Source organism: Butyrivibrio sp. DSM 10294 (assembly GCF_028539135.1).
Lineage (GTDB): Bacteria > Bacillota > Clostridia > Lachnospirales > Lachnospiraceae > Butyrivibrio.
Map to the genome: position 1 here is coordinate 1 of NZ_JANSWL010000081.1, position 13881 is coordinate 13881.

12 protein-coding genes and 1 tRNA gene are annotated in these 13881 nt (G+C 45.3%); 9 read left to right on the plus strand and 4 right to left on the minus strand.

Translation table 11 applies throughout. The annotated features are described in order from the left end of the window. The first annotated feature begins 601 nt into the window (after positions 1 to 601). The 6 genes from NXH67_RS12330 to NXH67_RS12355 all read left to right on the plus strand — a co-directional run bounded on the left by NXH67_RS12330 (position 602) and on the right by NXH67_RS12355 (position 4096). Positions 602 to 1087 carry an NUDIX hydrolase gene (locus tag NXH67_RS12330; protein ID WP_022779610.1) on the plus strand — a complete coding sequence of 162 codons (486 nt, stop codon included), beginning with the start codon at positions 602 to 604 and terminating at the stop codon, positions 1085 to 1087. Positions 1088 to 1185: 98 nt separating this feature from the next. Next, positions 1186 to 2301, plus strand: a complete 1116-nt coding sequence (locus tag NXH67_RS12335) for an alpha/beta hydrolase family protein (RefSeq protein WP_272797554.1) — start codon at positions 1186 to 1188, stop codon at positions 2299 to 2301. A 7-nt stretch (positions 2302 to 2308) separates the two neighbouring features. After that, positions 2309 to 2746 (plus strand): LytTR family DNA-binding domain-containing protein, encoded by a 438-nt coding sequence (locus NXH67_RS12340; RefSeq protein WP_272797555.1) that lies wholly within the window; start codon positions 2309 to 2311, stop codon positions 2744 to 2746. A 20-nt stretch (positions 2747 to 2766) separates the two neighbouring features. After that, positions 2767 to 3207 carry a hypothetical protein gene (locus NXH67_RS12345; protein ID WP_272797556.1) on the plus strand — a complete coding sequence of 147 codons (441 nt, stop codon included), beginning with the start codon at positions 2767 to 2769 and terminating at the stop codon, positions 3205 to 3207. Positions 3208 to 3289: 82 nt separating this feature from the next. Next, on the plus strand, positions 3290 to 3523 hold the full coding sequence (locus NXH67_RS12350; RefSeq protein ID WP_272797557.1) for an AraC family transcriptional regulator: 234 nt from the start codon (positions 3290 to 3292) through the stop codon (positions 3521 to 3523). A gap of 252 nt (positions 3524 to 3775) precedes the next feature. Then, positions 3776 to 4096: an endo-1,4-beta-xylanase gene (locus tag NXH67_RS12355; protein WP_330676693.1), complete on the plus strand. Its 321-nt coding sequence runs from the start codon at positions 3776 to 3778 to the stop codon at positions 4094 to 4096. Between the two features lie 903 nt (positions 4097 to 4999). Here NXH67_RS12355 and NXH67_RS12360 read toward each other — a convergent pair. From NXH67_RS12360 to NXH67_RS12375, 4 genes are all read right to left on the minus strand, one after another. Continuing rightward, a tRNA-Thr gene (locus NXH67_RS12360) sits at positions 5000 to 5072 on the minus strand. A gap of 89 nt (positions 5073 to 5161) precedes the next feature. Next, positions 5162 to 6637 carry a carbon starvation CstA family protein gene (locus tag NXH67_RS12365; RefSeq protein ID WP_272797558.1) on the minus strand — a complete coding sequence of 492 codons (1476 nt, stop codon included), beginning with the start codon at positions 6635 to 6637 and terminating at the stop codon, positions 5162 to 5164. A gap of 99 nt (positions 6638 to 6736) precedes the next feature. After that, positions 6737 to 7468, minus strand: a complete 732-nt coding sequence (locus tag NXH67_RS12370; protein ID WP_022779617.1) for a LytR/AlgR family response regulator transcription factor — start codon at positions 7466 to 7468, stop codon at positions 6737 to 6739. Positions 7469 to 7471: 3 nt separating this feature from the next. Then, the gene (locus NXH67_RS12375; protein WP_022779618.1) at positions 7472 to 9142 is read right to left on the minus strand and encodes a LytS/YhcK type 5TM receptor domain-containing protein; all 1671 of its coding nucleotides are present in this window, start codon (positions 9140 to 9142) and stop codon (positions 7472 to 7474) included. 239 nt (positions 9143 to 9381) lie between these two features. Here NXH67_RS12375 and NXH67_RS12380 point away from each other — a divergent pair, with 239 nt between their 5' ends. The 3 genes from NXH67_RS12380 to NXH67_RS12390 all read left to right on the plus strand — a co-directional run bounded on the left by NXH67_RS12380 (position 9382) and on the right by NXH67_RS12390 (position 13788). Continuing rightward, positions 9382 to 11166, plus strand: coding sequence for an ABC transporter ATP-binding protein (locus tag NXH67_RS12380; protein WP_272797559.1), 1785 nt, complete (start codon positions 9382 to 9384; stop codon positions 11164 to 11166). Positions 11167 to 11180: 14 nt separating this feature from the next. Next, the gene (locus NXH67_RS12385; RefSeq protein ID WP_022779620.1) at positions 11181 to 12968 is read left to right on the plus strand and encodes an ABC transporter ATP-binding protein; all 1788 of its coding nucleotides are present in this window, start codon (positions 11181 to 11183) and stop codon (positions 12966 to 12968) included. 211 nt (positions 12969 to 13179) lie between these two features. Further along, complete coding sequence (locus NXH67_RS12390; RefSeq protein WP_272797560.1) at positions 13180 to 13788, plus strand: PilZ domain-containing protein; 609 nt, start codon at positions 13180 to 13182, stop codon at positions 13786 to 13788. Positions 13789 to 13881 lie beyond the last annotated feature (93 nt).

The following is a 13881-nucleotide window of genomic DNA, read 5'->3' on the forward strand; positions in this document are numbered from 1 at the left end:
ACCCATATGTATAGGCTCCACGGACGCTTACTTTGTTCAATTAGGTTAAATCGCAATAAGATCAAACGAAAGGGCAGTTATTGTTATAATTCAAGCTGCTTTTTCGTTTGACCTTACAGCGATTCTAACCTAAAGAATTTAATATCTATATCTGTTTTATGTGAAAAACAATTTGGAGTAAAACAGATGTTGTTCTGCATTGAAGGAATCTTCAGTACACAGCACTTGGAAAGCGAAGAGATAGCCTGCAGCAGAGGCATAGAAATATTCGCCTGTGAAGGAGCGCATAGATTCATGAGTTCTCTCAAAAGGACCTAAAGAATCTGTCCACGGCTCGTTGTTTGACGCCCGGCCATAACCACCCGGGAAATTATGTCAGAACTATCCGGACGGAGTTTAGAGCTGTAGATTATTTGGGTTCTTTTGGGAGAACCATGAATCATAGCGATCGAGGGGCGAATATTTCTATGCCTCTGCTGCAGGGTATCTCTGCGCTTTCCAAGTGCGTCCGGGAAACCAATAACCCCAGGGAAACCAACACCCTCGGGAAACCAATACCCCCGGTAAACCAACAAACTACATTCAGGGAGGAATTACAGATATGGAATACAATTGCGGATTTACTAATGAAAATAAGTGGTTCAGATATCGTGCGGCAGCGATAATCGTTGAGGATGGATATGTACTTTTTGCCGGAAATGAGATTGATGATTACTACTACTCCATTGGCGGCGCCGTTCACATGGGCGAAACTGCCGAAGCTGCCGTCAAAAGAGAAGTTCTCGAGGAAACCGGCGTTCCTTATGAGATTGACCGCCTCGCCGTGATCCACGAGAACTTTTTTGCTGATAATCAGGGCGGCTTAAAGGGCCTTGACTGCCACGAAATAGCCTTTTACTTCTTGATGAAGTCAAGAGGAACCAGAGAGCTTCACAGCGACAGCTACACCCAGGGCGTTAAGGAAAACATGTACTGGCTCCCCATCGCTGAACTCGATAAGTACAAAGCATTTCCCACCTTCATGAAGGATTATCTTCAGAATGAACATAGCGGCGTAGAGCATATCGTAACAGACGAAAGAATCTGATACTTGCATCTTGCCGCCAATTTGTGCATCTTACCCACCTAAGCATTGAATACAGACTCTATCGGCGATATAGTCTCATCAGAAAGGCGGTAAATAAGATGACAATTCAAAAGAAAAACACTAAGTTAGTTATATTTTGCATAATAGGAGTTATTATCCTTGGCGCGGTACTGTTCCGCACATATGTCATAACAGATTATAACGGCAGAGAAACAACGGGAGACTATGCACTTGCAGAAACATCAGCAATCCTGATCGATGACAGCAGGCTTGAAACCTTCGAGCAGGATGGTTCAAAACGTGAAGTTCCCGTACATTTTTATTTTCCTGAGAACATAGACGATTTCTCTGAGGACACCCTGCCTCTTGTAATCTTCAGCCACGGTGCCTTTGGCTATTATCAGAGCAACACCTCAACCTATATGGAGCTTGCAAGCCACGGCTATGTAGTGGTCAGCTTAGATCACCCATATCATTCTTTTTTCACAAAAGACTCTTCTGGTAAAACAGTCACTGTTGATTCCGAGTTTTTCCAGACCGCTCTGTCAGTAGGCGGCAGCGACGTTCCTGAAGCCGAGATCTATGACATTACTTCTGAGTGGATGCAGCTTCGCATTGCTGATATGAATTTTGTAGTAGATGAACTTAAAAAGGCCGGCAGTGACGATACGCTTTCCGCAGCATGGTTTTATGACGATAAGGGCAAGGACATTCTCGTATCTGTTCTAAAGGCCACTGATTTTGATAAAATAGGATTGATGGGACATTCCATGGGCGGAGCGACTGCAGTAACAGTGGGAAGAAGAGCAGACATCTCAGCGGTAATAGATATCGACGGAACTATGCTGGGTGAAGAGACCGGCGTAGAGGATGGCGTTGTTCAGATCAATGAAGAACCCTATGAAACACCCCTTCTTGCCATAGCCAACGAGGAGCACCATAGACAAGAAGTCGATGCAGTTAGAAATTCCTATGCTTATGCCAACAATGTCGTTCTTCAGAATGCAACCTGCGGATATGAAACCTATTTTAAGAACGCGGGACATATGAATTTTACTGATCTTCCGCTTATATCCCCCGCCCTGGCAAATATGCTCGGCACCGGCGACGTAGATCCGGGAGGATGTATTGATACCATGAACAGCATTATCTTAAGGTTCTATGACTGTTATCTGAAAGGTGAAGGAGAATTCTCTGTAGAAGAGAGTTACTGATTATTTAATGGAAATTAAGGTAAAAGAGATCCAGAACGACCAAACTGAATATATAGAGATCGGGTGCCATAAGCGCGATTCAAAAGTAGAAGAGATCATCCGTTTTGTTAAGCTCCACCAGGGAAGTATTGAAGCCACAAGAGAGGAAAAGCAGTATCAGATACCCCTTTCTGAGATCTATTACATCGAGGCTGTGGATGATAAGACCTTTATTTATCTTGGAAAAAACTGTTATGAATCCCGTAAGCGCCTATATGAATTCGAAGAGCTCTTATCCGACAGAAGTTTTGCCAGGATCTCGAAGTCAGTGGTGGTGAATCTGATGAAGATATCATCCATAAAACCGGCACTGAACGGCAGGTTCTTATGTCAGCTTAAGAACAATGAGAATGTGATAATTTCCAGGAAATATGTTTTTGAGATCAAGGAAAGGCTCCGGGGATAACCGGCAGCGAGGTGATTAACATGAAGGAACGTATCAGAGATATTTTAAACAGTTTTTTCATATCGGTGACACTGATAAATGTGGCAATGCTTATTCTGGGCAAGATACTTGCGCCAACCCAGGTCTTTGGCTATGAAGTATTTTTGTACCCACTTATCTATGGACTTATCGGAACAATCCCCACGCTGCTCATCAGAGATAAAAAAGAATTATCGGTAAAGCAGGAGTTTATACGCAACATAGTAAGGATGCTGCTTCTCATAGTCCTTATGCTGGCATTCATGTTTGGCGGAAGAGAGATCACCTCCGAACTGATCGTTGCAGCAATTGGCGTGTCAGTGAGCATAGTTATCATTTTCATATTGGTGAATCTGATCATCTGGTGGCTGGATCTTAAGACCGCTAAGGATATGACCGAGGACCTTTTAAAGTATCAGCAGAAACAGGAAAATATGATGTAAAACATTACTCATTTTATCAAGAATAGTTTCATATGCATTCGTATAATAGAATCACGATATCGTAGTAGAAAGGACTAAGGGCATGGAAAATATTCAGCTCCTTATTGAGGCTTTGGAATACATCGAAGACAACCTCACTGAGCCCATCAAAACAGAGACCATTGCTGATCATTTGCACTGCTCGAAGTCCACTATTGAAAAGCTTTTCAGGTACATTAACAACATCAGTATCAGGGATTACATAATCCGAAGACGCATGAGCAGGCAGCAGGAACTGACGATGTGGTATTCCGCATCGGCGGAGATGAATTCGTGATCCTGACAGGTTCATCAGACGAAAACTACGCAAGAACCCTATGCACAGAAATCCTAAGCCATAATGAAGAACCCATATCCTGGGAGGGCAAAGAAATCCCCCTCTCCCTATAAGCCAGAGCAGTCCGCTACGAAGGCGGCACAACCCTCAGATACTCCGAATTCTTCACCATGCTCCAGAACGAACTAAGCGACGAAAACAAACACCAATACAAATAAATGAATATTTGCCAAGTACGATAATGCCATAACCATGATCTGCAAGGAAAAGGGCAGGGTAGGACTGATAAAAGAAGTCTTTGACAGGGCCCATGCAGACAACCCTGATGCAGTTCTGCTGCTCAATGACTTCAACACTTCAACAAACTACGAGATTCTGATAGATGGTTGCCTTAACGCGGGGGTTCCTATAAGCGCCATAGGTATCCAGTCCCATCAGCATCAGGGCTATTGGGGAAAGGAGAAGCTGGAAGAAGTCCTGGAGCGCTTTTCACACTTTGGTCTTCCGATACATTTTACCGAAAATACTCTTATAATTCGAATTAGGCCAGTTATTTTGCGAACGATGTACTAGATTCCGGAGTCCATTTTTTATACAGCACTATAGATTGTAAAAATGAAGAGTTATGAACAAAGCGAATAAATATGTAGTTGAGATACCCGGTAGATTCAAAACCGCTGAAATTATGTGAGACATAAAATTATATAGTGGTAATTTATGTTAAGGAATCCGTACGCACACCCTTGACAGCACAAAGAATAATTGCTGCGTCGTCCCCACCGACGGCGAGGAACTCAGGAACAATCTATTTTTTCTCCGTCGAAGACAGCATTGTAGCAATTATTCTTTGCGCTATCAAGGGCAAGCCGCTTACGCGGTGGCTGTTTTCAGTACCTCGGGCTCAGAATCTTGGAACAATCTGGCGGAATTTCTTTGTACACAACAAAAACACGCGGAACAACATAAAACCTGTATATGAGTGTAAGGCAAGTTGTGGGCGAACACTCAGATTTATACTGACTTTCACCTCGAGTGCCTGTTGGAGTCAATAATTGACGAAATTTGGATATCAAAGCACTCCTAGAAGAAAAATGCCTATTCTGAAGTGTTACAAAAGCTAATTCATACACTCCTGCTGCTATTTATTTGTAATCCGCGTGTTATCTGTGCCTATAAGGAATCATTATCCTGATAATCATATGAAAATGCAATTATTCCTTTTGTTAATATGCCTTTTAGAATCAATATTGAGCTAGGAATGGCTATTTTACAGTAAAAGTGCATATTAAAACGAAAAAATCTGAGATGTTAATCTGTATATCCGAAGTTATTTCAGTGGGATCAATGACAAATATGCATATGAAATATTCTATTAAGCATGCGTTCATATGCCTCCGCTGTAATCCCCCATTCCCCGCTCTTTTTCCGTCCTCTTCACCACAACAAAAAAGCCGCAACCCAAAAGGGTTACGGCTAAGCTGCTGACGAGAATCGAACTCGTGACCTCCGCACTACCAATGCGACGCACTACCGACTGTGCTACAACAGCTTGGACTTTTTTAAATCAGTCGCAAAAATTATTATAGCAAAGCCCCTCGAATTTTGTCAACAGAAATAGTATTTTTTTAATGCTTTTTTTCACGCAGTATGGAGTTTGTGGTGGTGGCCATCATCTTTTTTTTTCTCAGTCACTGAAGTCCTTCTGGTTGCCAGTATAAAGAGCACAAGGAATACGATGGCTGCAACTATTCCCACAGGGTATGCGATCAGCACTGACAGATGCAGGCACTCAGGTGCACAGAAGAAATAGGTTACCGATACTGCTGACATGAAGGTTGCCGGAATTACTGTGATTATGTATAAGCGGCCATTCTTGAACAGATACATTGATGCTGTCCAGAGAGCTATCATAGCCAGGGTCTGGTTAGACCAGCTAAAGTATCTCCAAACGATGCCGTAGTTAAGCTGACTGATAAACGCGCCTGCAAGAAGAAGCGGAACGCAGAGGTAAAGTCTCTTTAAATAGGGCTTCTGATCAACCTTGAACCAGTCTGCAACCACAAGCCTTGCGGAACGAAAAGCTGTGTCGCCTGATGTGATAGGGCAGGCTATAACGCCCAGCATTGCAAGAACAATACCAAAGCCGCCCATTGTCTTTGTGCAGATATCATATACACATGCAGCCTGTCCGTTTGCAAGCATATCTGTAAGACCTGATGTAAGGCCGCCGGTCTTTTCATAAACTGCGCTGCCTGCTGCTGCCCAGATAAGAGCGATGATGCCTTCACATACCATAGCGCCGTAGAAGACCATGTGGCTTTCTTTTTCCGACTTACAGCAGCGTGCCATAAGAGGAGACTGTGTTGCATGGAAGCCTGAAATAGCACCGCAGGCAACAGATACGAACATCATGGGCCAGATAGGTGTATTTGACGGATGAAGGTTTGAAAGCTGGATCTCAGGAATCCTGTAACCATGTGTGAAGATACCGATTCCAACTCCAATCGCCATGACGATAAGGCAGATTCCGAATACCGGATAGAGCTTGCCGATGATCTTGTCGATCGGAACAAAAGTAGCTATGAAATAATAGATAAGAATAAGTGCAAGCCAGAATGTGCTGTTGGTAAGAAGTCCTGAGCCGCCCTGGTTGCCGATAAGAAGTGAAATAAGTCCGGCAGGTCCTACTGCAAAAACGGTACCTACCATAACAAGAAGAACTACGGAGAATACACGCATGATCGTCTTCATGATATTTCCAAGATACATACCTGTCAGCTCGGAAACACTGGCGCCGTCATGACGCATGCTCATAAAACCAACAGAGAAATCATGAACACCACCTGCCAGGATGGTTCCAAGAGTGATCCAGAGAAATACGGAGGTGCCCCACTGAGCTCCTGCAAGAGCTCCGTAAATTGGTCCAAGTCCTGCGATGTTCAGGAGCTGGATCAGGAACAGCTTCCACCTGGGCATCGTAACGAAGTCAACGCCGTCATTGATCCTGACTGCCGGAGTTTCTCTGTCATCCGGCCCAAATACCCTGTCAACAATAGCACCATAGATGAAATAACCTGCAATCAATACTGCTAAACATACAATAAAGCTGATCATATGAATCCCCTCCTATACTTTAGTGGAAAAAAGTTTCCCTATGATCAGTATAATATTATGCGGGATACCGAACAATGAAGAAGTATTAAAATGCGAAAATCAGGTACTGAAATGCATTTTAACTTCATGGATCATATTTCGGCTGATTGGGATAACAGTGTTTTCGCAGTCCTTAAGCTTGCATGCGTAGCCGTTGTTGTAGTCGGGGACAAGGGCTTCACAGGCATCCAGGTTTACAATAAAGCTCTTGTGGATCCGAAGGAACTGATTCCCGGCAGGACTCAGCTTCTTTTCCCACTCGATAAGAGGATCTCCGGAATAGTAGGTGTTGTGGTGACAATGGACCTTGGCACCCTTGTGGATAGCCTCGATATAGCTGATGTTGCCGGCATTTACAACCTCCATGTGATCTCCGGCAGGCAGCGCAAAGGGCCCCGGCTTTTTGGAGGGAATCATTTCTCTGTCTAAAAGCCTCTGAATTGACTTTCTTATGCGACCCTCATCAAAGGGCTTCAGGACATAGTCCACCGCCTCCACTTCAAAGGCATTTACCGCATAGTTTGCATAGGCGGTCACAAAGATCACGGCGGTATACAGCTCTTTTTCCCGCATCCTGGCGGCGAGCTCCGTTCCCTTCAGATCTCCCATCTCGATGTCAAAAAAGCAGGCATCAAAGGAGTTTTGCTCAATAAGCTCCAGAGCCGCGGCTCCATTTGAAGCCTCCAGGATCTCAACCTCCCTTCGGCCCATTTCTTTTAAAATCTTCTCCAGTAAAAAACGAAGTTCGCTTCTTGCCGGCCTCTCGTCATCCGCAATAAGTATTCTTGTCATGTATCATCCCTCCAACAAAGCTCTTGGCGGTATCCTCATGGATACTGTGGTGCCGCTATCAGATGTCTCTATCTGAAGACCATGCTTTTCGCCGTATATGCTGCGAAGCCTTCCGTCCACGTTAAGAAGTCCGTACCGGCCCTTTGTGGTTTTGTCATTAAATGCTCTGAGAACCTGGTCCGGAATCCCATATCCATTGTCTGAGATACGGATAAAGAGTTCCTGGCCATCCATTCCCGCTTCAATTTCTACCTTTCCGATATCTCTTTTCATGGCGCCGTGCTTTATGGCATTTTCAACTATGGGCTGCAGGATAAGTGTGGGCACCTGCACATGAAGATCTCTTTCGATGTTCTTTTTGATAGAAAGCCGGTCCTCAAAGCGGGCCTTCTCCAGCATCAGATACGCATCTACCTGTTCAAACTCCGCCTCGATATCTATCATGTAGGCATCGCTGGAGTTCAGGTTATGCCTGAAATACACCGACAGAGCCTGGAGAAGCTCCCTTGCATAAGCCGGCTTTTCACGGCAGAAGCAGGATATGGTATTTAAACAGTTAAAAAGAAAATGCGGATTGATCTGGGATTGCAGAACGCGGAACTCAGCCCTTTCTCTCATCTTTTTCTGATATTCAACCTGATGTGCCTCGTAGTTGGTGGTAAAAAACTTGGCAAGGGCCAGCACCAGGCATTTGGCTGCTTCGGGGGATGAATAGCGCCTGTCAAAAACCAGCACGAGATAACCCCAGGTTTCACTTCCTACTGTGACCTTAGATCCGGAGGCCACAAGTGTGGTCTTAAAGGGCAGGGCCCTTCGCTCTTTTCTGTAGACCAGCTCTGTGACACACTTTTCATCAATATCCTTTAAGAACTCCTCAGACAGCGCATAACCGCAGTTTCGGAGCTCCTCTTTGCGGCTTGAAGGCAGGAAAAAGACATCACGGCATCTTGAAAATCCGCTGATGGTCTTTTCCATTTCTTTGTAATCCTCGTCGGTGATGTGATGCTTTCTGATATTCTGGACACAGGCGTCGGCTATGTTAAGGGCCAGTTGCATCTTGTCAGCGGCTATCAGGTTCTGCCTGGTATATATATCCTTAAACACAGAGAAAAACAGCACCATGCCGATGGAATTAAAGATGATCATCGGAAGGGCGATTATCTTAACAATGGGAACTGCAATGTTGATGGGACGCACAAAGATAAGGAGATTTGCCATGTGCATGCATTCGGCAGCAGCGGTGATAAAAACCAGATACTTCCACTCGAAGTCGATATTTCTTTTACGAAATACCTGGTAAAGAACTGCTCCCAGAACGCCCTCCAGGAACGTGGAAAGTGCGCAGGCGAAGGTTGTAACTCCGTGGATATCAAAAAAGAATCGGTGAATGGCGCCGATAAGACCGGCCAGAATGCCCACAGTGGGGCCGCACAAAAGACCTCCCGCCAGGGCGCCGAGCACGCGGGTGTTAGGAATAGCCCCCTGAACCTGAGCGCCGGTGCAGGTTGAAAAAATACAGAATCCTCCGAAAATCCCACCAAGCACAAGCTTAGCCAGGAGCGTGTGCTTGTTCTCCTCGCAGATGATCTGTGTAACTACAGGAATTCTTACCAGAACATTGGCAATCAGAACAAGAAGGCCAATGTTGACGATCATGTTGTAGTACAGTTCCATATGTTTTCCCCCAACAGATTACATATAAACCCAACTAATATAATTTTACAGCTTTGCCAGGCCTTCATCAATTGAATCGAGTTAAAAAATCTGGGGTATATCGTTATTTTTGTGACTCCAGTGCAAAAAATGAGAAGCTCCCATGTCGGAAACTGAATGGTTTTAAGAATTCTTTCAGCTTACAATTAAAGAATGCTCCAAAAAACCAATATCACAAATCATAAATCGGGAGATGTGAAATGAAAGCTAAGAACTCAAAATGGAAGTATCCCAGAACCAGATTACAGTGGCTGTGGGACAACATGGAGGGGGCAAGGCTCCTTTATGTATTCGCGATCCTGGGCACGGTTATCTACAATATGATGCAGCTAACGGTGCCCTTTTTTTCCGGCCGGATCATAGACAGATTCCTGTCAGGAGAAGGTGCAAGGCAGTATCTTGAGGCTCATACGGATGAGTTTATAAGGCTACTTCTCCTTATGATAGGTCTGACAATTCTAAGGTGCGCTATAGTCTATCTGGACTGTATGGCCTATGAGAAGGTGTCCCAGACTGTTCTGTTCAGGGTCAGGAACTTCCTCTACGACAAGATCCAGAGGCAGGATATGAAGTTTTATTCCACCTACAGAACCGGTGACCTAATGACCAGAGTGACCGGTGACCTGGACGCTGTTAGGCATATGGTGGCCTGGGTTGTCAGAATGGTAGTGGAGGCTTTTGCGCTTATAACCGCAACCGCTGTCTACTTCATAGCTATGAACTGGCAGCTGGCCTTCAGCCTTCTTATCGTGGCACCCCTTATCTTTTTTATCATATATGTATTCAAGCTCCTGGTGGCACCAATGCACGCCCTCCTTCGTGAGAAGCTGGCCTACATGAACACCGTTGCCCAGGAGAATATCGCCGGCAACCGCGTGGTTAAGGCTTTTGCCAGAGAAGACTATGAGATTAAAAAGTTCGATGACTGCAACACAGACTTTAGGGATACCAACAAAAAGACTGCATTAGTGTGGCTTAGATTCTATCCTTTTATAGAAACTCTGGCTAACCTCTTATCAGTCATCCTTATTCTGGTAGGCGGTCTCTTCCTTATAGACGGTAAGCTATCTATGGGTGAATACGTGGCTTTCTCAGGACTTATCTGGGCCATTGCCAACCCCATGAGACAGCTCGGTAACGTAATGAACGAGTTCCAGAGATTCTCGGCGGCTTCTGCCAAGGTTATGGAGATCTACTACTCGGAGCCTGAGATCAAGGACGCACCCGATGCGGTAGACAAGCCCGAGCGCTTCAGAGGAGAAGTTGAGTTTAAGAATGTATCCTTCATGTATTCCGACGGTAAGCTCCCGGTCCTTGAACATATATCCTTTAAGGCAGAGCCCGGCCAGACCATCGCAATCATGGGCGAGACCGGCTGCGGCAAGACTTCCCTGATCCACCTGATTCCCAGGTTCTATGAGCCCATTGAGGGAGAAGTGCTGGTGGACGGCGTTAACGTCAATAAACTCAAGCTCACACAGCTTCGCAAAAACATAGGTCTCGCAACTCAGGACGTACTCCTTTACTCCGATACCATTGACGGCAACATCGCTTACGGTGACAGTGAGCTGAGTAAAGAGCAGGTAGTGAGATTTGCCAAGTATTCGGCTGCCTCAGACTTTATCGCCAAGATGCCCGAGGGTTATGACACAATAGTCGGAGAGAGAGGCGTTGGCTTATCCGGCGGACAGAAGCAGAGAATATCCCTTGCAAGGGCGCTGGCCGTAAGACCTTCCATCCTTATCCTTGACGATACCACCTCCGCCGTGGACCTTGAGACGGAAAAAGAGATCCAGGAGAGCCTTCGTAACCTGGATTTCCCCTGCACCAAGATCATCATCGCCCAGCGTATATCCACCACCAAGGATGCGGACCAGATCCTCATCATGCAGCACGGCGAGATAACAGAGCGGGGAACCCATGAAGAACTTATCAAAAAAGGCGGCTACTACGCAGAGCTTGTTAAGCTCCAGGCCGGTGCGTGAAAGGAGGAAGTAAGATGGCAAGACGAAATACCTACAAAGAAGATGAAATCTTAGAAGAGCCTTTTGACATACGACACCTCCTAAGGGCATGGGTATATATCAAAAAGCAAGCAGGCAAAATGGCGCTGGCACTTATCCTGTCTGCAATTGGCGGAGCTGCGGCCCTTGTCAGCCCTATTATCGTACAGAGAGCTCTTGATATAGCAATTCCGCAGAAGGATGTAAATATGCTGTATCGACTGGTGGTATTTGCATCGGTTTTCTACATTATAAGTGTGCTTTTTACCACCATCAGATCAAGAGTCATGGTTAATGTCAGCCAGGACATTATCTATCAGATAAGGACGGACCTGTTTAAGCACCTGCAGAAGCTCCCCTTCCAGTACTATGACGACAGACCCCACGGCAAGATCCTGGTAAGGGTGGTTAACTACGTCAATTCCGTTTCGGACATGTTAAGTAACGGACTGATTAATGTCATCCTTGAGATCATCAACCTTGTATTTATCGTGATTTTCATGTTCGCAGTGGATGTGAAGCTTAGCCTTGTGGTTCTGGCGGGAGTGCCTTTCCTTATGGTATTCATGTTCTGGATCAAGAACAAGCAAAGAAGAGCCTGGCAGGCCGTATCCAACAAGAACTCCAACCTTAATGCTTACCTTCAGGAGAACATAGTAGGTGCAAGGATAACTCAGATATTTGCAAGAGAAGACGAGAATGCTGATATCTTCAGGACTCTGTCAAATAACTGCCGTAAGACCTGGATGACAGCCGTAAGCTACTCCACCATGGTATGGCCCGGAATAGATATTATCTCGGTTCTTGTAAGGGCAGCGATCTACATCTTCGGTCTTCTCATCTTTGCAGGCGGCAACGAGACCCTGGGTACCATCGTGGCAATCTCCAGCTACGCCGCAAGATTCTGGCAGCCCATTATGAACCTGGGAAATATCTTCAACGGCTTTATCAACAACATGGCTTATCTTGAGAGAATCTTTGAAGCAATGGACGAGCCCGTAACTGTTGACGATGCGCCGGATGCCGTTGAGATGAAGAAGATGGTGGGAGAGGTAACCTTTGATCACGTTTCATTCTCCTATGAGAAGGGCAAAGAAGTTCTGCACGATGTATCCTTCACAGTTAAGCCCGGTGAGAGTGTAGCCCTGGTAGGTCCCACAGGAGCCGGAAAGAGCACCATCGTAAGCCTTATTTCCAGGTTCTACAACGTAGACAGCGGTCGTATCCTCATAGACGGTCAGGACATTTCCAAGGTTACTTTGCAGAGTCTTAGGTCCCAAATGGGTATAATGTTGCAAGATAGTTTCATTTTCTCGGGAACAATTGAGGACAACATCAGATATGGCAAACTGGATGCCACAGAGGCTGAGATAAGACGTGCCAGCAAGACCGTATGCGCCCATAACTTTATCAAGGGCATGTCCGGAGGCTACAGGACTGAGGTTAAGGAGAGGGGCGCACTTTTGTCCCAGGGCCAGAAGCAGCTTATATCCTTCGCCAGAACGCTTTTGTCAGATCCTTCTATACTGGTCCTTGACGAAGCTACCTCAAGTATAGATGTCCAGACTGAGAAAGCGCTGCAGCAGGGACTTGATGCCATGCTGGCAGGCAGAACCAGCTTTATCATAGCCCACAGACTTTCCACCATAACCAAGTGTGACAAGATCATGTATATCAACGACGGCGGAATAACAGAGTGCGGAAGCCATGAGGAACTCATGGCCAAGAAGGGCGATTACTATCACCTGTATACAGCTCAGATCGAGGGCCTTGAGGTGGGCTGATTGTCCAATAGAACGCAATAACAATTATATATAATCGTAAAAAGCCACGGAAACTGAAATTATACGAAAGGTTTTCGTGGCTTTTTTTGAAATTTTTATACAGTATTTCGTCAAGAACACAATTTTTTCACATATATAACACAAACTGTTCACCGGTCATTTTTATACTGAGCGTATGAAGATACAGGATATGAAACAAGGCAAAAAAATCATGATCAGTATGATTCATAACGGTTTGATGGTTAAGGCAGAAGCTACGGTGCTGATACACTACGAAGGAGGAGCTCTTATTACACCGGTTTATAGCAACGGAACTATTGTTAACAGCTGTAGCAGCGCAAGCTTCATATATGAGGACGATTATACAGATGAAAAGCATCTGTTTAAGGTGGACTCACTTCAGAGGGTAGATTTTGGCGGTTCTGCTTTTCACATTGTCAAAGGGAAAGAAATCACAGGTGAGAACAACAGAAGAAGAGCCAAGCGCTACTATGTCAATATTCCCGGCACTGCGTATGTAAATGGCTTTACGCCCTACAACATTGTTGTTCATGACGTATCACTTCGAGGCATGGCATTTTTGGCCGACGGTCTTGCCAAATACAAGGTTGGAGACACCGTAAGGTTGATGTTCCATAAGAGCAAGAACAGCAAACGAATCGATGTTGTGGGATCTGTTGCGAGAGTGTTCAAGATAAGCGGCCATGAAGCAATAGGTCTTAGTCTCAGCGGCTTTTCCGCTGACTATATCAATTTTGTTTTGGAGAAAAAGAGCGAAATAGAGGACGGCGTTAGCGCTGCAACCACTATTTCGGCATAATAGGATGTTCTCCATATGTTACACAGCTTTCACACACACTTTTTCATATAAAAACGCCTGACACATATCGTCCCAGTGTCAGGCGTAATTTTT

Coding starts and splice junctions, on each gene's coding strand:
- NXH67_RS12330 (WP_022779610.1), top strand. CDS start 602: ATGGAATACAATTGCGGATTTACTAATGAAAATAAGTGGTTCAGATAT.
- NXH67_RS12335 (WP_272797554.1), top strand. CDS start 1,186: ATGACAATTCAAAAGAAAAACACTAAGTTAGTTATATTTTGCATAATA.
- NXH67_RS12340 (WP_272797555.1), top strand. CDS start 2,309: ATGGAAATTAAGGTAAAAGAGATCCAGAACGACCAAACTGAATATATA.
- NXH67_RS12345 (WP_272797556.1), top strand. CDS start 2,767: ATGAAGGAACGTATCAGAGATATTTTAAACAGTTTTTTCATATCGGTG.
- NXH67_RS12350 (WP_272797557.1), top strand. CDS start 3,290: ATGGAAAATATTCAGCTCCTTATTGAGGCTTTGGAATACATCGAAGAC.
- NXH67_RS12355 (WP_330676693.1), top strand. CDS start 3,776: ATGATCTGCAAGGAAAAGGGCAGGGTAGGACTGATAAAAGAAGTCTTT.
- NXH67_RS12365 (WP_272797558.1), bottom strand. CDS start 6,637: ATGATCAGCTTTATTGTATGTTTAGCAGTATTGATTGCAGGTTATTTC.
- NXH67_RS12370 (WP_022779617.1), bottom strand. CDS start 7,468: ATGACAAGAATACTTATTGCGGATGACGAGAGGCCGGCAAGAAGCGAA.
- NXH67_RS12375 (WP_022779618.1), bottom strand. CDS start 9,142: ATGGAACTGTACTACAACATGATCGTCAACATTGGCCTTCTTGTTCTG.
- NXH67_RS12380 (WP_272797559.1), top strand. CDS start 9,382: ATGAAAGCTAAGAACTCAAAATGGAAGTATCCCAGAACCAGATTACAG.
- NXH67_RS12385 (WP_022779620.1), top strand. CDS start 11,181: ATGGCAAGACGAAATACCTACAAAGAAGATGAAATCTTAGAAGAGCCT.
- NXH67_RS12390 (WP_272797560.1), top strand. CDS start 13,180: ATGATCAGTATGATTCATAACGGTTTGATGGTTAAGGCAGAAGCTACG.